16 protein-coding genes and 3 pseudogenes are annotated in these 21,617 nt (G+C 66.8%); 9 read left to right on the forward strand and 10 right to left on the reverse strand.

Annotation, left to right across the window (positions count from 1 at the left end; genetic code table 11):
- Positions 1 to 8 precede the first annotated feature (8 nt).
- On the forward strand, positions 9 to 1,382 hold the full coding sequence (locus AC3WP6_RS13830) for an FAD-binding oxidoreductase (RefSeq protein ID WP_492628193.1): 1,374 nt from the start codon (positions 9 to 11) through the stop codon (positions 1,380 to 1,382).
- Complete coding sequence (locus AC3WP6_RS13835; RefSeq protein ID WP_492628194.1) at positions 1,379 to 2,068, forward strand: uracil-DNA glycosylase family protein; 690 nt, start codon at positions 1,379 to 1,381, stop codon at positions 2,066 to 2,068. The genes AC3WP6_RS13830 and AC3WP6_RS13835 overlap by 4 nt, the downstream gene beginning before the upstream one ends.
- Here AC3WP6_RS13835 and AC3WP6_RS13840 read toward each other — a convergent pair.
- The gene (locus AC3WP6_RS13840) at positions 1,975 to 2,598 is read right to left on the reverse strand and encodes a LysE family transporter (RefSeq protein ID WP_492628195.1); all 624 of its coding nucleotides are present in this window, start codon (positions 2,596 to 2,598) and stop codon (positions 1,975 to 1,977) included. The two genes, AC3WP6_RS13835 and AC3WP6_RS13840, sit on opposite strands and share 94 nt — an antisense overlap.
- Positions 2,599 to 2,710: 112 nt before the next feature.
- Here AC3WP6_RS13840 and AC3WP6_RS13845 point away from each other — a divergent pair.
- The 3 genes and pseudogenes from AC3WP6_RS13845 to AC3WP6_RS13855 form a co-directional block, all read left to right on the forward strand.
- A pseudogene (locus tag AC3WP6_RS13845) lies at positions 2,711 to 3,403 on the forward strand (MFS transporter); the annotation flags it as partial.
- A gap of 67 nt (positions 3,404 to 3,470) precedes the next feature.
- Positions 3,471 to 4,544: an IS5 family transposase gene (locus AC3WP6_RS13850; protein WP_492628196.1), complete on the forward strand. Its 1,074-nt coding sequence runs from the start codon at positions 3,471 to 3,473 to the stop codon at positions 4,542 to 4,544.
- 113 nt (positions 4,545 to 4,657) lie between these two features.
- A pseudogene (locus tag AC3WP6_RS13855) lies at positions 4,658 to 5,257 on the forward strand (MFS transporter); the annotation flags it as partial.
- A gap of 9 nt (positions 5,258 to 5,266) precedes the next feature.
- On the opposite strand, the gene AC3WP6_RS13860 reads toward AC3WP6_RS13855, so the two are convergent.
- The 4 genes from AC3WP6_RS13860 to AC3WP6_RS13875 form a co-directional block, all read right to left on the reverse strand.
- Positions 5,267 to 6,952 (reverse strand): cbb3-type cytochrome c oxidase subunit I, encoded by a 1,686-nt coding sequence (locus AC3WP6_RS13860; protein WP_492628197.1) that lies wholly within the window; start codon positions 6,950 to 6,952, stop codon positions 5,267 to 5,269.
- Positions 6,949 to 7,917 (reverse strand): c-type cytochrome, encoded by a 969-nt coding sequence (locus AC3WP6_RS13865; RefSeq protein WP_492628198.1) that lies wholly within the window; start codon positions 7,915 to 7,917, stop codon positions 6,949 to 6,951. The genes AC3WP6_RS13860 and AC3WP6_RS13865 overlap by 4 nt, the downstream gene beginning before the upstream one ends.
- A complete protein-coding gene (locus AC3WP6_RS13870) occupies positions 7,914 to 8,171 on the reverse strand; it encodes a hypothetical protein (protein WP_492628199.1) in 258 nt (85 codons plus the stop codon). Before AC3WP6_RS13870 ends, AC3WP6_RS13865 begins: the two co-directional genes overlap by 4 nt.
- 304 nt (positions 8,172 to 8,475) lie before the next feature.
- Entirely contained in the window at positions 8,476 to 10,257 is a 1,782-nt protein-coding gene (locus tag AC3WP6_RS13875) for a GGDEF domain-containing protein (RefSeq protein ID WP_492628200.1), read from the reverse strand.
- Positions 10,258 to 10,341: 84 nt separating this feature from the next.
- Here AC3WP6_RS13875 and dusB point away from each other — a divergent pair, with 84 nt between their 5' ends.
- Entirely contained in the window at positions 10,342 to 11,328 is a 987-nt protein-coding gene (gene dusB / locus AC3WP6_RS13880) for a tRNA dihydrouridine synthase DusB (RefSeq protein WP_492628201.1), read from the forward strand.
- A gap of 7 nt (positions 11,329 to 11,335) precedes the next feature.
- Here the strand turns inward: dusB and AC3WP6_RS13885 are convergent, their stop codons facing one another.
- From AC3WP6_RS13885 to AC3WP6_RS13905, 5 genes and pseudogenes are all read right to left on the reverse strand, one after another.
- Positions 11,336 to 12,121: an ABC transporter permease gene (locus AC3WP6_RS13885; protein ID WP_492628202.1), complete on the reverse strand. Its 786-nt coding sequence runs from the start codon at positions 12,119 to 12,121 to the stop codon at positions 11,336 to 11,338.
- A 32-nt stretch (positions 12,122 to 12,153) separates the two neighbouring features.
- Complete coding sequence (locus tag AC3WP6_RS13890; RefSeq protein WP_492628203.1) at positions 12,154 to 13,356, reverse strand: ABC transporter substrate-binding protein; 1,203 nt, start codon at positions 13,354 to 13,356, stop codon at positions 12,154 to 12,156.
- A 32-nt stretch (positions 13,357 to 13,388) separates the two neighbouring features.
- Positions 13,389 to 14,105, reverse strand: a pseudogene (locus AC3WP6_RS13895) (ABC transporter ATP-binding protein); the annotation flags it as partial.
- A gap of 209 nt (positions 14,106 to 14,314) precedes the next feature.
- The gene (locus AC3WP6_RS13900; protein WP_492628204.1) at positions 14,315 to 15,427 is read right to left on the reverse strand and encodes an acyl-CoA dehydrogenase family protein; all 1,113 of its coding nucleotides are present in this window, start codon (positions 15,425 to 15,427) and stop codon (positions 14,315 to 14,317) included.
- A 17-nt stretch (positions 15,428 to 15,444) separates the two neighbouring features.
- Positions 15,445 to 15,987, reverse strand: a complete 543-nt coding sequence (locus AC3WP6_RS13905; protein ID WP_492628205.1) for a carboxymuconolactone decarboxylase family protein — start codon at positions 15,985 to 15,987, stop codon at positions 15,445 to 15,447.
- A gap of 334 nt (positions 15,988 to 16,321) precedes the next feature.
- Here AC3WP6_RS13905 and metE point away from each other — a divergent pair, with 334 nt between their 5' ends.
- The 3 genes from metE to metK all read left to right on the forward strand — a co-directional run bounded on the left by metE (position 16,322) and on the right by metK (position 21,493).
- Entirely contained in the window at positions 16,322 to 18,607 is a 2,286-nt protein-coding gene (gene metE / locus AC3WP6_RS13910) for a 5-methyltetrahydropteroyltriglutamate--homocysteine S-methyltransferase (protein ID WP_492628206.1), read from the forward strand.
- A gap of 95 nt (positions 18,608 to 18,702) precedes the next feature.
- Positions 18,703 to 20,031 carry a GGDEF domain-containing protein gene (locus AC3WP6_RS13915; protein ID WP_492628207.1) on the forward strand — a complete coding sequence of 443 codons (1,329 nt, stop codon included), beginning with the start codon at positions 18,703 to 18,705 and terminating at the stop codon, positions 20,029 to 20,031.
- A 262-nt stretch (positions 20,032 to 20,293) separates the two neighbouring features.
- Positions 20,294 to 21,493 (forward strand): methionine adenosyltransferase, encoded by a 1,200-nt coding sequence (metK, locus tag AC3WP6_RS13920; RefSeq protein WP_492628208.1) that lies wholly within the window; start codon positions 20,294 to 20,296, stop codon positions 21,491 to 21,493.
- Positions 21,494 to 21,617 lie beyond the last annotated feature (124 nt).

The raw sequence follows: 21,617 nt of genomic DNA on the forward strand, positions 1-21,617 counted from the left end.
CTTCGCGCATGGCTCTGACCGTTTCTGCACTCGCCGCCCTGCGCGGCATCTTCCCCGGCGACAGCCTCGTCACCGATCCGGCGCGGCGCGAAACCTGCAGCCACGACCACTCGCGCTGCCACGGCCTGCCAGATGCGGTGGCGCTACCGAGCACGCATGCCCAAGTCGAAGCCCTGGTGCAGCTGTGCCGTGCCGAGCGCATCGCGCTCACGGCGCGTGGCGGCGGCACCAGTTCCACCGGCGCGTCGGTGCCATTGGCGGGCGGCGTGGTGGTGGATTTCGGACGCATGAATCGCATCGTGCGGATCGATCCGGATGACCGCCTGGCAGTGGTCGAGCCGGGGGTGACCAACGAGGCACTGCAGCAGGCGTTGGCGCCGCACGGTTTCTTCTGGGCGCCCGATCCGGGCTCGGCGCCGTGGTGCACGGTGGGCGGCAACCTCGCGTGCAATGCGGGTGGGCCGCACGCGGTGAAATACGGCGCCACGCGCGACAACGTGCTCGGCTTGCGCGCGGTGGCCGGCACCGGGGTCGGGTTTCGCTGCGGCACGCAGACCACCAAGGATTCCACCGGCTACGACCTGACCCGCCTGCTGGTCGGCTCGGAGGGCACGCTGGCGCTGATCACCGAAGCCACGCTCAAGCTCACACCGAAGCCGCCGGCAACGCGCAGCCTGCTGGCGAGCTATGCCAGCGCCGATGCCGCGGCGCAGGCGGTGGCGCGGATCATGGCGCAAGCCACCACGCCCTGCGCACTGGAATTCATGGACGCGCTGGCGCTCAAGCTGGCGCGCGATACCCACTCCGATGCCGGCGTGCCGGATGCCGCGGCGCTGTTGATCGTCGAGGTGGATGGCGAGGACGCCACGGTCGATGTTGCTGCTGCCGCCGTGGCGCGTGCCGCACGCGGCGACGGGCTCGAAACGCTGCACGTGGCCCGCGATGCCGGCGAGAATGCGGCGCTGTGGGCTGCGCGCAAGGCGCTGTCGCAGGCGCAGAAACAGGTCACCACGCACAAGATCAACGAGGACGTGGTGGTGCCGGTCAGCCGCCTGCCGGAGCTGGTGCGCGGCGTGCATGCACTCGGCGAGCGGCACGCAGTGCCAGTGGTGAGCTTTGGCCACGCCGGCAACGGCAACCTGCACGTGAACTTTTTGCCGCGTGACGAAGCGGAAATTGCGCGTGCGGAAACCGCGCTGCCGAAACTGTTTGAACTGGTCGTTGCGCTGGGCGGCACGCTCTCCGGCGAGCACGGCATCGGCCGGGTGAAGCGCGACTACCTGCCGCTCGCGATTGGCGCGGAAACGCTGGGCCTGATGCACGCGGTGAAAGCCGCGTTCGACCCCGACGGCGTCCTCAATCCGGGCAAAGTCCTGCCGTGAACCGCGTCGAGCCATTCGATCACCTGATGGCGCGCATCCGTGCGTGCACCCTTTGCGCGGCGCACCTGCCGCTCGGACCGCGGCCGGTGCTGCAGGCATCCCGGACATCGCGCCTGCTGGTGACCAGCCAGGCGCCGGGACGCAAGGTGCACGAGAGCGGCGTCCCGTTCAACGACGTCAGCGGCAACCGCCTGCGTGAGTGGATGGGGATCGACCGCGAGACGTTCTACGATGCGGCGCAGGTCGCCATCATCCCGATGGGTTTTTGCTACCCCGGCACCGGCAAGGGCGGCGATCTGCCGCCGCGGCCGGAATGCGCGCCCACCTGGCACCCGCAACTGCTGCCGCGACTGACGCAACTGCAGCTCACGTTGGCAATCGGCCAGTACGCGCTCGTCGGCATGCTCGGCAAGGAGCACTGCGCGAAGCGGCTCACCGACACCGTGCGCGCCTGGCGCGAACACCTCGCGCGCGCCAGCGTGCTGCCGCTGCCGCACCCCAGCCCGCGCAACAAGCTGTGGATGCAACGCAACCCGTGGTTCGAGGCGGAACTGCTGCCGGTGCTGCGCGAGCGCGTGGCGGCGGCGCTGGCTCAGAGCGCGCCGCGGGTGACGATGAGTTCCAGCCCGAACCCGACAAAGATCAGCCCGGCGCCGCCATCCACGAATCGGCGCAGCCGCAGGTAGCCGGCACGCACGCGCGGCAACGCAAACACGCTGGCCACCAGCGCAAACCACGCCAAGGTCTCGGCCACGATCATCAGCCACAGCCCCCAGCGTTGCGCCAGCGTGAGCGGGGTGCGGATGAAGGCCGCGAAAATGCTACCGAAATACACCACCACCTTGGGGTTGGACAGGTTGGTGGCGAGCCCGGCGCGCAGTGCCTGGCGGGCACTGGCCGCCGCTACGGTGGCAACGGCCGCCGTGGGCAGCGGGCGCAGTGCACCGCGCAGCAGGTGCGCGCCCATCCACACGAGGTACACCCCGCCAGCCACTGCCACCACCTGCGCCAGCACGCTGGCCCGCGCGAACAGCCACGTCAGCCCGGCCAGTGCCAGCGCCGCCCAGATCGCGACCCCGAGCGCGATGCCCGCCACGCCGGCCAGCGCCTCGCGCCGGGAGCGGCTGGCCGCGGTCTGCGACACATAGAAAAAATCCGGCCCCGGACTCATCAGTGCCACCCATTGCACCAGCGCCAGCGTCAACCATTGCCCCACGCACTTCTCCTTCCTGTCCAGCGGCTTGCCGCGTCAGCAACCCATCTTCTACGCTGCGACGATTCCAGCACCAAGGCCACGGGCTCGTTCCCGGCCACCCCGGGGAGATGCCATGCGCCTCAAGCTGCGCCTGATCGTGATGAACTTCCTCCAGTTCTACATCTGGGGGGCGTGGCTGCTGACGATCGGCACCTGGTGGTTCCACACCCAGCACTGGTCGGGCACCAGCTTTGGCGCGATCTTTTCGACCATGGGCATCGCCTCGCTGTTCATGCCCTCGATCGCCGGGATCATCGCCGACAAGTGGATCAACGCCGAGCGGCTGTACGGGCTGTTCCAGATTGCCGGCGCGCTGGTACTGCTGGCGCTGCCAATGGTCGGCGACCCGCACCTGATGTTCTGGGTGATGCTGCTCAACATGTGTTTCTACATGCCGACGATCGCGCTGTCGATTGCGGTCGCCTACAACGCGCTCAAGCAGGATGGCCAGGACGTGGTGGTGGCCTACCCGCCGATCCGGGTGTGGGGCACGGTGGGTTTCATTGCGGCAACCTGGACCGTGAGCCTGCTCGGCTTCGAGGCTTCCGCCACGCAGTTCCACGTGGCCGCCGGCGCCTCGCTGCTGCTTGGCGTGTACGCCTTCACGCTGCCCAAGTGCCCACCCAAACTCGATGCCGCGCACAGCCGCACGCTGGTCGATCGCCTCGGCCTCACCTCGTTCGTGCTGTTCAGGAACCGCAACATGGCGGTGTTCTTCATCTTTGCCATGCTGCTGGGCGCCGCGCTGCAGCTCACCAACGCCTATCAGGCTGTTGAGAAACTCCCTGCGGCGCCGGCTGTCATAGACGCGATCAATCACCAGGCCCACTTTGATGCGCAGCCCCGACGTCCAGCAGCTTGGCATGTTTTCGTACGTATCCGTCGAACAGCGCGTGCCGACCGATCATCCGATCCGCAAGCTGCGCGTGCTGGTGGACGTGATCCTCGGTGAGCTGGACGGGCTGCTGGACGAACGCTACGCCGAAGGCGGACGGCCTTCGATCCCGCCCGAACGCATCCTGCGCGCCTCGCTGTTGCAGGTGGTCTACAGCGTGCGCAGCGAGCGCCTGCTGATGGAGCAGATGAACTACAACCTGCTGTTCCGCTGGTTCGTCGGGCTCAACATCGACGACGCGGTGTGGGATCACTCCACGTTCTCGTTCAACCGCGAGCGGTTGTTCGATGAGCAGGTCGCGCAGCGCTTCTTCGAGCACACCGTGCTGATGGCGCGCGTGCGCGATCTGGTCAGCGACGAGCATTTCTCGGTGGACGGCACGCTGCTGGAGGCGTGGGCCTCGCACAAGAGCTTCCGCCCGAAGGATGGCAGCGGCGGTGACGGCACCGACTTCCGAGACGAGAAGCGCAACAACGACACGCACGCCTCCACCACCGACCCGGACGCGCGCTTGATGCGCAAGGGCAAGGGCAAGGAAGCCAAGCTTAGCTACCTGGCCAACAGCCTGATGGAGAACCGTCATGGCCTGGTCATTGGCGTGGACGTCCGCCACGCCAGCGGCACCGGGGAGCGCGATGGCGCACTCGATTTGTTGGACGCAGAGGGTGTGCGTCAAGGCGCCACGCTGGGTGCGGACAAGGGCTACGACACGCACGATTTCGTGGAAGCGTTGGATCGACGCGGCATCAAGCCCCACATCGCACGCAATACCAAGGGGCGACGCAGCGCCATCGACGCGCGCAAGGCGCGAGGCAAGGGGTATGCAATGAGCCTGCAGGTGCGCAAACGCATCGAGCAGGGTTTCGGCTGGATCAAGACGGTTGGCGGGCTGCACAAGCTGCCGCTGGTGTCGCTGCCCAAGGTGCGCGGTTGGGTGACATGGACCTTTGCCGCCTACAACCTGATTCGCCTCGGCGGCATCGGCGAGTGGTGGAATCCCTCGCCAACATGAACCAAGACAGGAAACGTGCGTCCCGTGTTCGAGAAACAGGCCTTGCCGAAGCCGACATGAACCCCCGACGATAGAAATACCCTATCGCGATGCCCTCGGAAGAGGCATTCTCAACAGCCTGCTATGGCGACACCTTCCTCAAGGATTTTTCCAAGGTACCGGCCTACGCCAACCTGCTGACCGTCAAATACTCGGCGATCATCATTTCGATCTCGCAGTTCTCGGAAACCGCGTTCATCCTCACCATCCCGTTTTTCCTGAAGCGCTTCGGCATCAAGGCGGTGATGACGATGAGCATGCTGGCGTGGGTGCTGCGCTTCGGCCTGTTCGGTTTCGGCAACCCCGGCGACGGGCTATGGATGATCGTGCTGTCGTGCCTCATCTACGGCATGGCGTTCGACTTCTTCAACATCTCCGGCTCGCTGTTCGTCGAGAGCCAGGCCGACCCGAAGATCCGCGCCAGCGCGCAGGGGCTGTTCATGCTGATGACGAACGGGGTCGGCGCGGTGCTCGGCAGCCTCGTCGCCGGCTGGATGATCGACCGTTTCTTCACCAACCCGGTGTGCAACGACGCGGTCGCCATCTGCAAGAACTGGCAGGGCATCTGGCTGGCGTTTGCCGCCTATGCGCTGGTGATGGCATTGCTGTTCGTGCCGCTGTTCAAGCAAAAACACGACCCGGCGGCAGCCCGCCGGGTCGTGCCGACACACTGACTTCCGTGCTCAGCCGGCGACCGCCACCGCCGCGGCCGGCATCACCGCCGGCGCGGTGGCCGTGCGCGCTTCCATCGACGCCAGGAACCGCCACACGAACAGCACCGTCACCAGCAGCAGGCCGGGATAGCCGATGCCAGCCAGCAGGTACGGCAAGGTCGGATCGCCATCCACGCGTACCCGCGGCAGGTTGTAGCTCAGGAGACTGAGCGTGACGATACCGCCGAACACCCACATCGCGGTCAGCCAGATCCCGGCCTCGAACCCCGACAACGGCCGCCCCCAACCGGATGCCGCACGCGGCGCACGATGGTTGGCCATGACACTGCGGGTGCGTTTGCCGATGGTCGCCAGATCGAACGCGATGAGTCCGGCACCCACGGCCAGCAGGAAACCGAACACCGCCACCAGCAGGCGATACACACCCATCGCCGGGAACAGGTCGCCACCAAACCAGTGCAATCCGAGCGTGCGGTAGACGTAGATCTGCACCGTGCCGCCCAGCGCAAAGGAGAGCGCCATGCCGAGCACGCCGATCATCACCATCCAGAACGCCAGGCGCCCGATGCGCTGGTCGAAGTTGGCCGCCTCGCGCATCGCCGGCACTGCGTAATACGCCGCACCGATGCCAAGCATGCCAAAGGTGCCGAACAACGCCAGATGCGCGTGCGCCGGCGTGATCCAGGTGCCGTGCGACCATGCGTTGGTGAGCGCAAACGTCATGCTGAAACCGAGGATGCCGGCACCCACCTGCTCCAGTACCACCGAGCCCAGGATGAAGTAGAACGCGGGCGCGTTTTCCAGTGGTCGACGATTCTGGTGCGCATCGAGATAGATGTGCCAGAAACAGAACACCAGCGGCAACGGTTCCATCGCGCTCAACAGCGAGCCCCAGAACTGCCAGAACTCCGGCGTGCCGATCCAGAAGTAATGGTGTGCATTACCCAAGAGTCCGGATAACCATACCAGCGCCACACCCCAGAACACGGCATAACCGACCGATTTCACATCCACCTTGAACAGCAATACCAGGAGGAAACCAATCAGGCTGATGTGGATCACCTCCCACACGCCTTCCACCCAGTAATGCACGACAAACCAGCGGAAGTATTCCTGCAAATCCAGGCGGCTTACGTAAAACATGCCGAACAGCCAAACCGCGGTCAACGCCACCACGCCAATCGCCAACCCCCAGTGGATTTCATTCCACTCCTTGCGGGGCGGGAATGTGCGCAATACCACGCCGGCAAGAATGCTGAAGCCAATCAGGATCACGACCTGCGCAGCGCGCCCGGCTTCGAGATATTCCAACCCTTGCTGCAACCACGGCTGGCCTTCCCACCATCCGGCAATGCCCTTCATCGCCAGCGATTGGGTGGCCATGTTCCAGACAATGGTGACGATCAGCGCATAGAACAGGAACTTGATGAGCCATGGTGCCGCCAGCTCGCGCTTGGACAGCAGCGGACCGACAAACAGGATGGCGCCGATGAACCCGGAGAGGATCCAGAATATGCCGAGGCTCAGGTGCTCGGCGCGCACCACGTTGAAATTGAGCGTGCCGGCGAGCACCGTCGGGTCGGCCTGCTGCAAGCCCAGCAACAGGCCAAAGCCCACTTGCACGACAAACAAGGTGGCCATCAGCATGAAGAACCGCATGCTCAAGCGTTGTGTCTGGTATGAAATCTGCATCATCGCTTCTCCAGGCTGCGGATATACGCAACGATGGCCTTGACGTCATCCGGCTTGAGCAGTTGGTCGTACTGCTGCGGCATCACGCCAGGGGTATAGCCGGCCACGATCTTCGCGTTCGGCTTGAGGATCGACTCGGTGAGGTAGGCATCGTCGGCGGCCACACTGCTGCCGTCGGTCAACTTGACCTGCGCGCCGTACAAATGGCCCCAGTCCGGGCCGACCAGCGGCTTGCCGTCGACCGCGTGGCAGGCGAGGCAACCAAAGTCCTTCGCCACCGCCTCGCCGTGTTCGGCAAGATCGTGCGTGTCTGCCACATTGGCTGCCGCTGCGGGTGCAACCGGTGCGGCGACCACGAGTGGTGTGCCGTGCAGCAGCGCCAAACGGTGATCGAGGGTGCCGGTCATGACCTTCGGCGGCCAGCCTTCGGTATCCATTTCCGAGGTGTACTTGAGATAGGCGATCAGCTCGCCGACCTCGTTGCCGTGGAACGGCAGGTTCGGCATGAACGTGGTTTTGCCGCCACGCCGATCAACGCGATCCTTTGCGCCCGGATACTTGCGGTAATACGCATCCAGTGAATCGACACCGGCATCCGCCGCCACCTCCTTGTTCAGGAGCTGGGTGCGCAGCGCGGCCTCGGTCGGCCAGCCACCGGCGGAAGGCAGGAACGCGGCCAGCCAGGCCGGGCCGGCATCCTGGTACTCCTTGGTGAGGTCGGGTGCGAGATACGCACCATTGCCAACCAGCGTGTGGCAATCCATGCAGTTGTACGCCTGGAATACCCGCTTGCCGGCGGTGGCCTGATTGGCGCCGAACGAAACCTGGTCGGGCGTGACCTGCCCACGCGAGCTGAGGAACGAGAAGCCGGACAGCACGATGAATACCAGCATCATCAAGCCGAACATCACCAGCGCGAGGCGCCGTCGGCGCACCTCCGGGCAGTTTTTTTCGTCGAGGCAACTCATGGCGCACGCCCCTCGTCTTTACCGTTGATGGGGGCCTGCTTGCCCAAAGCGTCGTGCGCAAACAAAGTGCGCAGACAAATGACGAAAACGTAGAACACGTAAATTGCCAGCAAGAAACCGGTGCCGATATAAACCCACCACATTTCCGGCGATTCGGCCCAATAGCGGTGGTCGCGGAAAAACGGCCACGAAAGCAGAACGCCGGCAAATGCCGCCAGCGTGGAAAGCGATAAATCGATGGTGCGTTGAGACATGGGACAACCCCTTACACGATGGCCGAGATGGATCGGTACCGCGCCACCGTGTCGAACGCGCAACGGACACTGTGGACACGGACGAATATAGAAAGTGTGGCCGGGGTTTGGGCTTGACGCGTATCAAGAGTGGCGGCACTTCGGCACGGCGCACATTGACCAGCACCGGGGATTGAAACGGGATGCCACAAGGCTTGCGCAGCGATTGCCCCGGCGCCACGCGCACCTGCGGCAAATTGTCCCAGCGCTTGAAATAGCCGTTATCAACCCACGGCAGCGTTCACGCCGCGCGCGGCGGCGCCACTCATGAGCCAGCCACGACGCTCGCGGCCACGACGCGGTTGCGCCCATAGGATTTTGCCGAATACAACGCGCTGTCCGCCGCCCGCATCCAGCCGCTGAGGTCGCGGCAGCAGCGGCCGTCAAACATCGCCACACCGATGCTGATCGTCATGCGTTGTGTCTCCACGGCCGCCGGCATCGGCAGCGCCGCCACCGCGGCACGCAAACCCTCCGCCAGCCGCACACCGCTTTCCGCCCCCACCCGTGGGCACAGCACGGCAAACTCCTCACCGCCGACGCGCGCCACCAAGCTGGGCTCGAGCACGCGTTGCGCGAGGCAGGCAGCCACCAGCGTCAACACACGGTCGCCCACCGGATGGCCGGCGCTGTCGTTGATGCGCTTGAAGTGATCGAAGTCGATCAGCATCAGCACATGCCCGGCGGTCGGGCCGGGGTCGGTCGCCAACAGCTCACCCGCGCGCTGCATGAACGCCCGCCGGTTGGGGATGCCGGTCAACGGATCGCGCAACGTCTGCTGCTGCAGCTCGGCGGCATACCGGCTCTTGGCGCGCAACAGCAACACCAGCATCGCCACTACCGCCAGCAAGCCGATAGCCACGGTCACGATGGTGACACTGACCATGCGTTGCCGCTGCTCGTGCTCGTGCCGCCGCGCCGCTTCGGCGCGCACCGCTTTGAGCTGCAGCGCCTGCATCTGGTTGGCGCGCTCCAGTTCGTTGATGCGCAGCTCCTTCTCGCGTACCGCGTAACGCTGGGACAGCTCCGCTTCGATCGCGCGCACGGCCGGGGTTTCGTAACGGGCCTCCAGCGCGGTCGCTTCGCGCTCGTCGGCCAATGCCTGGTGCAGATCGCCGACGCGCTCGGCGAGGCCGCCTTCGATCCGCAGAAAGTCGATCAATTGCCCTTTGATGCCGGCCTTGCGCGCCTGCGCCACCACGGCGCGCATGCCGGCGTACGCCTTGCGGTGATGGCCAAGCGCCGCTTCGGCGCGCGCGATGTCGGTCATCGACCCCAGCGCGTCGCTGACGCGGCCAGAGGCCTGCTCCTGCTTGAGCGAGGCTCGCGACAAGGCCAGCGCCTCCCGTGCGCGGCCCTGTTGCAGATACATCTGGGCCAGGTTGTCGCCCACCATGACCACCAGCTCGTCCGCACGTGCTTCGCGGAAATGCTGGCGCGCGCGGTGGTACGCGGCAGCGGCGTCGTCCACGCGGTTTTGCGTGGCCAGCGCCAGTCCGACGTCGTTCTCCGCGTCGCCCATGCCATACGCGTCGCCGAGCGCGCGGTATGCCGCCACCGCCTGGTAACAAGAGGGCAACGCCTTGTCTGGCTTTTCGTCCAGCGTATAGGCGTCGCACAACTGGAAGCGCGCCCACGCAGCCAGCGCCGGCTCGACCTGCCCCTGCACCGCGCTCGCGGCGCGCAACGCCTCGCCCAGACCGTCGCCATCGCCATTGGCAATGCCGTGCCGCGCCCGCAAAAAGCCGGCGGTAGCAGCGGCCACGGGATCATGGGTTGCCGTGGCAAGACCATCCAGGCGCAGCGTGGCCTCGGCCAGCGCCGCATCGTCGTTGAGGTTGATCGCGGCAGTGCCCATGCCCCAGAGCATCGCGCGTTCACGCTCCGGTGCCAGCGTGGACCCGGCCTGATCCAGCGCCCGGCGCACATCGGCAATCACGCCGCGCGGGTCGACCACCGCACGTTCGCGATACGTGTTGATGGACGTCGCCAGCGCCGGCAACGCCGCCACCAGCAGCAGACATCCAAAAGCCCCCTGTCGTCGCATCGGTCGCCCGCCTCCCATCAAGCGCCTGATCGGTGCCGATCATACGGATTTCGATGCCAATCTGCGCCCCATTACAATGCGCGCATGCAGATCGGGCTCTACCGCATCGACCCACCGCTCGCGCTGGCACCGATGGCCGGCGTGACCGACAAACCGTTTCGCCTCCTGTGCAAGCGGCTCGGCGCAGGGCTGGCGGTATCCGAGATGACCACCGCCGACCCCACGCTGTGGCATACGGCCAAGTCGCTGCACCGCATGGATCACGCCGGCGAGCCGGAGCCGGTCAGCGTGCAGATTGCCGGCGCCGACCCGCTGGTGCTGGCCGAGGCCGCGCGCGTCAACGTGGCGAACGGTGCGCAGCTGATCGACATCAACATGGGCTGCCCGGCGAAGAAGGTGTGCAATGTGTGGGCCGGCTCGGCGCTGCTGCAGGACGAAGCGCTGGTGGCGCGCATCCTGCACGCGGTGGCCAGCGCGGTCGAAGTGCCGGTGACGCTCAAGATGCGCACCGGCTGGGATCGCGAGCATCGCAACGCGCTGGCGATCGCGCATGTCGCCGAGGACGCCGGCATCGCTGCGCTGGCGATCCACGGCCGCACGCGCGCCGACAAGTACCTGGGCGAGGCGGAGTACGCCACCATCGCCGCGGTGAAGGCCGCGGTGCGCATTCCGGTGTTCGCCAATGGCGACGTCGCCTCGCCGCTGCAGGCGCGCCACGTGCTGGACGCCACTGGCGCCGACGCGCTGATGATCGGCCGCGGTGCGCAGGGGCGGCCGTGGATCTTCCGCGAGATCGCACATTACCTCGCCACCGGCGAAACGCTGCCGGAGCCGACGCCGGCGGAAGTGGCGGCGATCCTCATCGGCCACCTCGAAGCGCTGTATGCGTTTTACGGCGAGGAGACCGGCGTGCGCATCGCGCGCAAGCACCTCGGCTGGTACGCCAAGGATCGCCCGGAGAACGCCGCGTTCCGGCAGGTGGTCAACCGTGCCGAAACCGCGCGCGAGCAACTGCGCCTCACCCGCAATTACTTCGCCGCGCTGGCCGCCGGCGTCGCGCTGGCGGCCTGATCCGGATTCAAGCCTCGCCGCTGCCACGCGCCCAGCGCCGATGCAGCCATTGCGCGGCGCCGTCGAGCAGAAAGCCGAGCGCACCAATCAGAAGGATGGCCGCCATCAGCTCGGAATAGGCGAGGCGGTCGCGGGTATCCAGGATGAAATAGCCGAGGCCGGAGCTCACGCCGAGCATTTCGCACGGGATCAGCAAGATCCAGATCATGCCGATCGCGACCCGCACACCGGTCAGCACGTGGCCGAGGATGCCGGGCACCACGATCCGCCGCAGCATCTCCCCGCGCGTGGCGCACAGGCTGCGGCCGAGCAGCAGCCAGCCGGGGTCGAGCTGGCGCACGCCGGCGGCGGTGTTGAGGATGATCGGCCACACCGCGGTGATGGTCAAAAGAAAATAGATCGGCATGTCGCCGATGCCGAACGCCATCACCGCGATCGGCATCCACGACAACGGCGAGATCATGCGCAGGAACTGGAATGGCGCGCTGGTGGCGGCATCCAGCGTGTGCGAGCTGCCGACCGCGACGCCGATCGGCACGCCGAGGATCAGCGCGGCGGCCAGGCTCACCAGCACCCGGCGCAGGCTGGTGAGCGTGTGGCGCGTGAGCTCGTTGTCGGCGATGAGTTCCCACAGGCTGCGGAACGCGTCGGCGGGCGCAAGGTTGGCGGCCATCGGGGTGTCGTCCCGGAGCAGACGGATACCGACCGACCACAGGGCCAGCAGGGCGCCGAGGCCGATGAGGCCAAGCGCGATGCGGGTGCTGGAGCGGGGAACGGCGATACGGGCATTCATGGCAAAAACCGGTGGCGTGGTGCCGCGCAAAGTCAGGTGGTGATCTGTTCGGTGCGGGTGAAACCGTTCGGCACGCCGAACGCCTGCATGCCGCCCGCGGCCGCAATCGCCTGCTTGACGAAGCGGTCGTCGACCAGGTCGCGCGCGGCAAACGCCGGGTCGAGTTTGGCGAGAAATTCGTTGCGGCCTTCGACGTAGGTGCCTTTGAGCATCTGCACCAGGGTTTCGGTGTAGCTCGGGTACGGATACGGCTGGAAATCGATGCGGTGCTCGTGCCACTCCGGGTGACGGATGGCGCCGCTCTTGACGTAGGCGGCATCGTCCGACGCCGGCGGCGCCAGCACCTTGGCCAGCGCCGGGTAGCCGTGCGGGGTGTAGCGGCCGGGCGCATCCTTGGCCAAGAGGCGCGCGGTGTCGTCGCGGTGCGTGCGCGTCCACGCCTGCGCCTGCACGATGGCGTTGACCACTTTCTGCGTCCACTGCGGTCGCTGGTTCAGATCGCGCTCATGCATCTGCACCACGCAGCAGGCGTGGTCCTTCCACACGTCGCCGGTGAAGCGCAGCACCTTGCCGACCCTCAAAATCTCGGCCAGCGCCACGAACGGCTCGGCCACGATGTAGCCCGAGATGCGCCCGCCGGCGAGCGCAGGCAGCATGTCCGAAGGCGCCATCACCGCCAGCTTCACCTGCTTCGGCCCCGGCTTGCCGCTGCCGATCGAGGTCAGGCCTTCGTGCTTCAAAAGGTGCTGCAGCACCACGTTGTGCACCGAGTACCAGAACGGAATGGCGAACGTGGTGCCGGCGATGTCGGCCAGCTTGGCCACGTTCGGCCTGACCGCGGCGGCGAGCGCCGAGCCGCACACGTGGTTCCACGCCACCACCTTGGAGGGCGACTTGGAGCCGTAGCGCGCCCACACCGTCATCGGCGAGAGCATGTGCACCACGTTCACCTGCCCGCTCAGGAACGCCTCGACGATCTCGGCCCAACTGCGGAACAGCCGCGGGCGTTCGACCTTGAGTCCCTGGGCCTGATACAGACCGCGCTCGTGCGCCACCAAGAGCGGCGTGGCATCGGTAATCGGCAGGTAGCCGATGCGCAGCGGCGCATCCGGCTCGGCCGCCACGGCACGCTCGAAGTTCTGCAGCAGCGGCAAGGCACCGGCGGCAGTGAACAGCGCCGACAGCTTGAGAAAGCGGCGGCGCGAGGAAACGGTATCCCCAGTATCGGCAGTCATGGTGATCTCGATCGGAAAAGGGTAGCGCGGCGTCAGGCGACGGCGCGTTCGGCCGCGGCCGGCGCGTCCGTGCGCGCGGCGCGCAGCGCCTGCACGATGTCCACCCGCATGCGCGTCAGCTCGCCGGACACCGCGTCGCGCGGCTGCGCGGCGGCGAGCGTCCATTCGCCGAGCAGTTCAGCCGGCACGCCACCGAGCAGCAGGATGCGGTCGGCGAGCAGCAAGGCCTCGTCGATGTCGTGGGTGACCAGCACCGCTGCAGTCTGGCTGCGCTTGGCCAGCACGAGCAGCAGTTGCTGCATCTCGCCGCGGGTGATCTCGTCCAGCGCGCTGAAGGGTTCGTCCAGCAGCAGCAGCTCCGGCCGACGCACCAGGCTGCGCGCGAGCGCCACGCGCTGCGCCATGCCGCCCGAAAGCTCGGACGGATAGCGCCCGAGCGCCGAAGTCAGGCCAACCTCGTCGATCAAGGCATGCACGCGGCGACGACGCTCATTGCGGTCCAGCACCGGCTGGCGCGCAAAATCCAGGCCGAAACCGACGTTCTCTTCGAGTGTCAGCCACGGCAACAGGCAGGGGTCCTGGAACATCAGGCTCACGCGCGGATGGGTGTCGTGCAGCACTTCGCCGCGCACGCGCACGCTGCCGCGGTCAGGCTTCTGCAAGCCGCCGAGCACGCGCAGGAGCGAGGATTTGCCGGCGCCACTCGGGCCGAGCACGGCGACGATCTCCCCCGCGCGCAGCTGCAACGAGAAATCGCGCAGCACCGGGTACCGCACCTGGCCGTGGCGGCCGTAGCTCAGGGCGATGTGGCTGGCATCGAGAAGGGCCGGATGTAGCGGCGTGGGTTGGTCGGTCATGGCGGTGAAGCTCGCAGCCGGAGAGAGGGGTTCGTCCTTGCGTACAGCCGTGTCAGGGCCACACCCTGCGTCCGACTTCCATGCGTCGACCGCACGCACCGTCACGCCGCCTCGGCGCGTGACGCCGCCTGCTCAAGGTCATGGATCTCCTTGCGCAGATGCTTGAGTGCCGGAGTGACAATGGCGACGAACACCGCTTCGCGCAGCAGACGCTGCGCCGCGTGGCGGCGAATGTAGCCGCGTGCGCCGGCATGCAGCACCGCCGCGTTGCCAGCGCGCAGCGCCAGCTCCGAAGCCTCCGCGCGCAGGCGCAACACCGGCAGCAGCGCGGCCTTGCCCACTTGCGCCTGGGCGGCCAACAACGCCGTCTCGGCCACCAACACGTCGCGGGCAGCCTGCAGATCGTCTTCCTGCACGTCGAGATAGGCGTTGACGTCGTTCTGTCCACCGCCGTGTTCGTGCAGCACCTTGATGCAGGCGTCGACCACGCCGAGGCCCATGCCAACCTGGCCCAGCAGAAAACCCGGCTTGATGCGCGCGATGAAGGCGTCGAACTGCTCCGGATGCGCCAGCACCTGGTCGGCGGCGACCCGCACCTGCTTGAAGCGCAGGCTGAGCGTGCGCGAGCCCTCCATGCCGGAAAACTCCGGGCACGGATGATTGGCGTAGCCGGGCGTGCCGGTTTCCACCGCAAACATCGCGTAGCCGCCGGTATCCACCGCGGCGGCCACGATCACCAGATGGTGCGCGGCCAGGTTCGACACCCACGGCAACACGCCGTTCAGCACGTAGCCGTCGCCTTCGCGGCGGGCGCTCAAGCGGATCTTCTCGATGCCGGCAAGGTGCTTCATGGTGTTGGACATGCCGGTGCCGGCCAGCAGCTCGCCGCGCACCACGGCATCGAGATAGCGCGCGCGCGTTGCCGGCACCGTCGCGTGGCGCAAGTACCACGCGCAGGTGAACTGGCACCACACCGCAAACGCCGCCGCACCGGATACCGCGCCCACGTGCGCAGCCACCGTCAGCACGTGGCGCAGATCGAGCGGATGGTGCTCGTCGGCCACCAGGCTGGCGCCGTAACCACCCAGCGCACCGAGGTGACGCAGGAACGCCTCCGGGTAGACGCCGTCGACGTCGATATCGACCGCCAGCGGCGCCAACTCGGCGTGCACCGCGGCGTCGATGGCCTCAAGGGATGGCAAGGAAGCGTTCACGGCAGGCCTCGCGGGACTCAGGCGTACGCCTGCAGTTCGGGATTGATCGGCGTGCGGGCCAGGTTGTTGCTGTAGTTGCACAAGGTGGCGAGGCTCACGCCCAGCACCACTTCGAGCGCATTGCCTTGGCTGTAGCCGGCGGCCAGGAACTGCTTGAGTTCGTCATCGGTGACGCCGCCCTTGTGCTCGATCACGGCCAGCGTGAAGCGCGCCAGCGCATTGAGTTTGGAGTCTTCCAGCGCATGCGTGTGGCGCAGCGCATCGACCAGCTCGGCCGGCAGGTTGAGCTTGTTGCGCGCGATCTTGGTATGCCCGGCTACGCAGAACCCGCAACCGTTGCGGCTGGCGGCGGTGATCTGGATGACCTCGCGCTCGGTCGCGGTGAGGCCGTTGCGCGCATTGATCGCGCTCACGGTCTGGTAGGTCTCGAGCGCAGTCGGTGCGTTTGCCAGCACCCCGAGCAGATTGGGCACGAACCCGCTGGCCTTGCGTGCCGATTCAAGACGTGGGCGCGCCTCGGCCGGTGCACTGTCGGGGGTCTGGATGGCGATGCGACTCATGGTAAGGACCTTCATTTGGACGTCTGGACGTCTGCGCACGTTACTTATTGGCGGCGTGCGGCAACAAAGGACGCTTGCGCATTCCGATATAACCAGAACGCATGTTTGCCAAACCGGATCGCCTGACCATGGTCATTGACGCGCGCTCGTCCGACTCACTACCGTTGGCGTCAATTGCTTGCATCTTTCTATTCGAATCGAAAGATATACGACAGAAAACCGCGATCGGTCCGGCCCTGCCAACCGGCTCACCAGCGGAACAACGACGGCAAATGCACCCGCTGGCACACCGCCGCCTTTGGTTCGCCACACCATTGCAACGAGGAATCAACCGATGTCTACCGTCACCTATGCAGGCTTCCCGCGCATCGGACTCAAGCGCGAGCTCAAGCGCGCGCTGGAAGCCCACTGGAGCGGCGAGTTGGATGCCGCCAGCCTGCTGGAAACCGCACGCACACTGCGCGCCCGCCACTGGCAACTTGGCCGCGATGCCGGCGCCGGCGTGGTGCCCAGCAATGATTTCAGCCTGTACGACCACGTGCTCGACACCGCGGTGCTGTTCGACGCCATCCCGGCGCGCTACCGCCCGGTGTTTGCGAAGGATCCGCTCGCCGGCTACTTCGCCATGGCGCGCGGCCACAAGCGCGATGGCTTCGACCTGCACGCGCTGGAAATGACCAAGTGGTTCGACACCAACTACCACTACCTGGTGCCGGAGCTCGAGGCCAGGCAGAAGTTCCGGCTGGTGGGCGACAAGCCGGTCGCGGAGTTTCTCGAAGCCCGGGCGCTCGGCCACCGCGCGCGGCCGGTGCTGGTCGGTCCGGTCACCTTCCTGCTGCTGTCCAAGACAGTGGACGACAGCGACCGCCTCGCCCTGCTCGATGCGCTGCTGCCCGCCTACGCCGAACTGCTGCAGAAGCTGGCGGCTGCCGGCGCCGACTGGGTGCAACTGGATGAACCCTGCCTGGTGCTCGACCTGGACGCCGCGACGCACGCCGCCTACCGCAAGGCCTATGCCGCGCTGGCGGCCGCGGGCGGACCGAAGATCCTGCTGGCCACGTATTTCGGCGCGCTCGGCGACAACCTTGCGCTGGCCGCGAGCCTGCCGGTGGCCGGCCTGCACGTGGATCTCGTGCGTGCGCCGCAGCAGCTCGACACCGTGCTCGCCGCGCTGCCCGCCGACCGCGTGCTCAGCGCCGGCGTGATCGACGGCCGCAACGTGTGGCGCAGCCGGCCGAACGCGGTGCTGGCGCGCCTGCACCAGGCGCAGGATCGGGTCGGCAGCGAACAGCTCTGGATCGCGCCCTCGTGCTCGCTGCTGCATGTGCCGATCGACATCGAGGCGGAAACCGCGCTCGATCCCACCCGCCGCGCGACGATGGCATTTGCCCGGCAGAAGCTCGAAGAGCTGCGCGTCTACGCCGATGCACTCGCCGGCCAGACCGAAGCCGCCGCCGCGCTCCAGGCGCAGCAGACCCTGCTCGACCACCAGGCCGAACACGTCGGCGTGAAAAACCCGGCGGTGCGCGCCCGCCTGCATGCGATCAGCCCGCAGATGGCGCTGCGCCGCTCGCCTTACGCTACCCGCCGCGTGGCGCAGGCCGAAGCACTCACGCTGCCGCCGCTGCCCACCACCACCATCGGCTCGTTCCCGCAGACCGAGGAGGTGCGCAAGGCGCGCGCCGCGCACCGCGCCGGCAAGCTCGACGACGCCAGCTACGAGGCCCGCATCAAGGCCGAGGTGGAGCGCGTGATCCGCTTCCAGGAGCGCATCGGGCTGGACGTGCTGGTGCACGGCGAGCCGGAGCGCAACGACATGGTGGAGTATTTCGGCGAGCAGCTCGACGGGTTCCTGTTCACCAAGCTCGGCTGGGTGCAAAGCTACGGTTCGCGCTGCGTGAAGCCGCCGGTGATCTGGGGCGACGTCGCGCGCCCGCAGCCGATGACCGTGACCTGGGCCACCTACGCGCAATCGCTCACACCGAAGCCGGTGAAGGGCATGCTCACCGGCCCGGTAACCATGCTGCAGTGGTCGTTCGTGCGCGACGACCTGCCGCGCGAAACCGTGTGCCACGAAATCGCGCTCGCGCTGCGCGACGAAGTGCACGACCTCGAAGCGGCCGGCATCCAGGTGATCCAGATCGACGAGCCGGCGTTCCGCGAAGGGCTGCCGCTGCGGCGCGCCGAGTGGCCGGCATATCTCGCCTGGGCAGTGGAGTGCTTCCGCATCACCGCTGGCGGCGTGCGCGACACCACGCAGATCCACACCCACATGTGCTACTCGGAGTTCAACGACATCATCGAGGCGGTGGCCGCGATGGACGCCGACGTGATCTCGATCGAGACCAGCCGCTCGCGGATGGAACTGCTGGACGCCTTCGTGCGCTTCAAGTACCCGAACGGGATCGGCCCCGGCGTGTACGACATCCACTCGCCGCGCGTGCCAGCCAAGGCCGAGATGACCGAACTGGTGCACAAGGCGCTCAAGGTGCTGCGCCCCGACCAGCTGTGGATCAACCCCGACTGCGGGCTGAAGACCCGGCGCTGGGCCGAGGTGGAGCCGGCACTCGAACACATGGCGGCCAGTGCGCGCGAGTTGCGCGGCGAAATCACTGTGTAAACGCGCTGGCGCGGGCCTCGACCGCCCGCGCCAGCGCCTGCCGCCGGCACCCATTCCCACTAGAATCACGGCGTCCTGCCTGGCCGGAGCCGCCAATGGAACCAGTGCAACCCGATTCGCCGACGCTTGCCTCGATCGAACAGATCCAGCAACGCGAGCAGCAATGGCGGCGGGTGGGTGAACTGCTGCACCGGCTGCTCGCCCAACTGGCAAAACCCGCAGAAACCGGCGGCGCCGCGCTGGATGCGACGCTGGGAGAGTTGCGCCGGATTGTGCGCCAGCCGACCGATGCCGCCCGCATCCCCACCCTGCTGCGCGCCCTCGCACAGGCGATGCAGAACGTTGACCCGCCAGGCAGCGCGCCAGCGCCTCTCCCGGCTGCGGCCACGTCGCCCGTGCCGGCGCTGGATGAACTCCTGCTTGCCGTGCTCGACCGGCTCGACCCCGACGAAGGCTCGGCCGCCGAGATGACGGCCTTGCGTACGGCCATCGTCGGTTGCACCGACGTTGAGGCTCTGCGCGAACACGGCCGCAAACTCGCCGAGCTGGTGAGCTGCCAGTTGCACCGGCTCGCCACCGACCACCGCGCCGCCTTGCGCCTGCTGCACCAGATCGGCAGCGAGCTGGGCGACATGGCGGAGTTCATCGAGGAAAACGCGGCCGAGTACAGCGACGCCGCGGCAGCGCGCGTCACGCTGGACGCCAGCGTGCTGGACGATGTCGAAGCCATCGATGACTGCATCGAAACCGCCAGCGACCTTGCCGAACTGCGCACCACGTTACGCGCCCACCTGGCGACGATCCGCGGCCACCTCGCCGCCACCCAGAAACGCGAGCACGCACGCGAAGACGCCTGGCGCCAACGCGTCGACAACCTGCGCCGGCGCGTGCAAAAGCTCGAACAAAGCACGCGCGACATGGAAACCATGCTGGTGACCAAGGGCCACCTGCTGGATACCGACGCATTGACCGGCCTCGCCAACCGGCGTGCGCTCGACGCGCGCATGGCCACGCTCAAGGCGCCGGCAACCGGCACGTTGTGCGTGCTGATGATGGACATCGATCATTTCAAGAGCATCAACGATCGTCTCGGCCACGGCGCCGGCGACCGTGCACTGCGCATCGTGGCCGAGCAATTGCAAACCACGCTGCGCCCGGGCGATTTTCTTGCCCGTTACGGCGGCGAGGAATTCCTTGCCATCGTCGAAGCCGATCTGCCCGAAGCGCTGGAAATGGCCGAGCGCCTGCGCAGCCGACTCGAACGCACACGCTTCCGCAGTCAGCAAGAGCCGGTGCAACTGACGCTTTCCTGTGGCGTCACCGCGGTGCGCACGGGCGACACACCTGAAAGCGTGATCGAGCGCGCCGACCAGGCGCTGTACCGCGCCAAGCGCGCCGGACGCAACCGTTGCGAGTCGCTGTAACACCAGCCCCGTCACGCAGGGTGGTTCAGGTCCTCCGGCGCACCGCCACCCGCCGGCGGCCCCAGTCAGTGCACGGCTACACCCCGTGTCGGGCCGAGAATGGCGAATGCGGCGATGGTGCATTGCACGGAGCCGTCAGCACGTCCGCCAGACGTCCATCCGTCCATTTGCCCGACATGGTTGCTGCATCGGCATCGCGCCAAATGCTATGATGTCGAACCTTTGTTTATCTCTCTATCCGTAGAGAAGGATATTTCCCGCGATGAGCAACTCCCTGTTCACCTCCGAATCGGTTTCCGAAGGCCATCCGGACAAGGTTGCCGACCAGATTTCCGACGCCGTGCTGGACGCGATCATCGCGCAGGATCCGCGCGCCCGCGTCGCCTGCGAGACCATGGTCAAGACCGGCGTGGCGATCGTCGCCGGCGAGATCACCACCAATGCGTGGATCGACCTTGAGGCCATCACCCGCAAGGTGATCCTGGACATCGGCTACAACTCGTCCGACGTCGGCTTCGACGGCGCCACCTGCGGCGTGATCAACCTGATCGGCAAGCAGTCGCCCAACATCAACCAGGGCGTGGACCGCAAGAAGCCGGAGGAACAGGGTGCTGGCGACCAGGGCCTGATGTTCGGCTACGCGACCAACGAAACCCAGGACTACATGCCGGCGGCGATCTACTACTCGCACCGGCTGGTCGAGCGCCAGGCCAAGGTGCGCAAGCAGAAGAACTCGCCGCTGCCGTGGCTGCGCCCGGACGCGAAGAGCCAGGTCACGCTGCGCTACGAGAACGGCGTCGCCACCGCCATCGACGCGGTCGTCCTCAGCACCCAGCACGCGCCGGGCGTCAAGCAGAAGGACCTGATCGAAGCCGTGCGCGAGCACATCATCAAGCCGGTGCTGCCGGCCAAGCTCCTGCACAAGGGCACCAAGTTCCACATCAACCCGACCGGCCGGTTTGAGATCGGCGGTCCGGTGGGCGACTGCGGCCTGACCGGCCGCAAGATCATCGTCGACACCTACGGCGGCTGGGCCCGGCATGGCGGTGGCGCGTTCAGCGGCAAGGATCCGTCCAAGGTCGACCGTTCGGCCGCCTACGCCGCGCGCTACGTGGCCAAGAACATCGTGGCCGCCGGCATCGCCGACCGCTGCGAGGTGCAGGTGAGCTACGCCATCGGCGTGGCCGAGCCGACCTCGATCTCGGTCACCACCTTCGGCACCGGCAAGATCAGCGACGACAAGATCGAACGGCTGATCCGCAAGCACTTCGACCTGCGGCCCTACGGCATCCTCAAGATGCTTGACCTGATCCACCCGATCTACCAGCGCACCGCCAGCTACGGCCACTTCGGCCGCAAGCCGGTACAGGTCAAGGGTGCCGACGGCAGCGTGTTCACCGCGTTCTCGTGGGAGAACACGGACAAGGCCGAAGCGCTGCGCGCGGACGCCAAGCTCAAGTAAGCCGGCAACGGCTCTCCGCCATGCAAACGGGCCGCCCTTGAGCGGCCCGTTCCTGTTTCGGCGTCGACGCCCTGTACCTGCAGGTCGGATGTAGGTCGGACTTCAGTCCGACAAGCCGGCCGGC

It is taken from the genome of Rhodanobacter sp. FW106-HT46G03, from assembly GCF_058789895.1.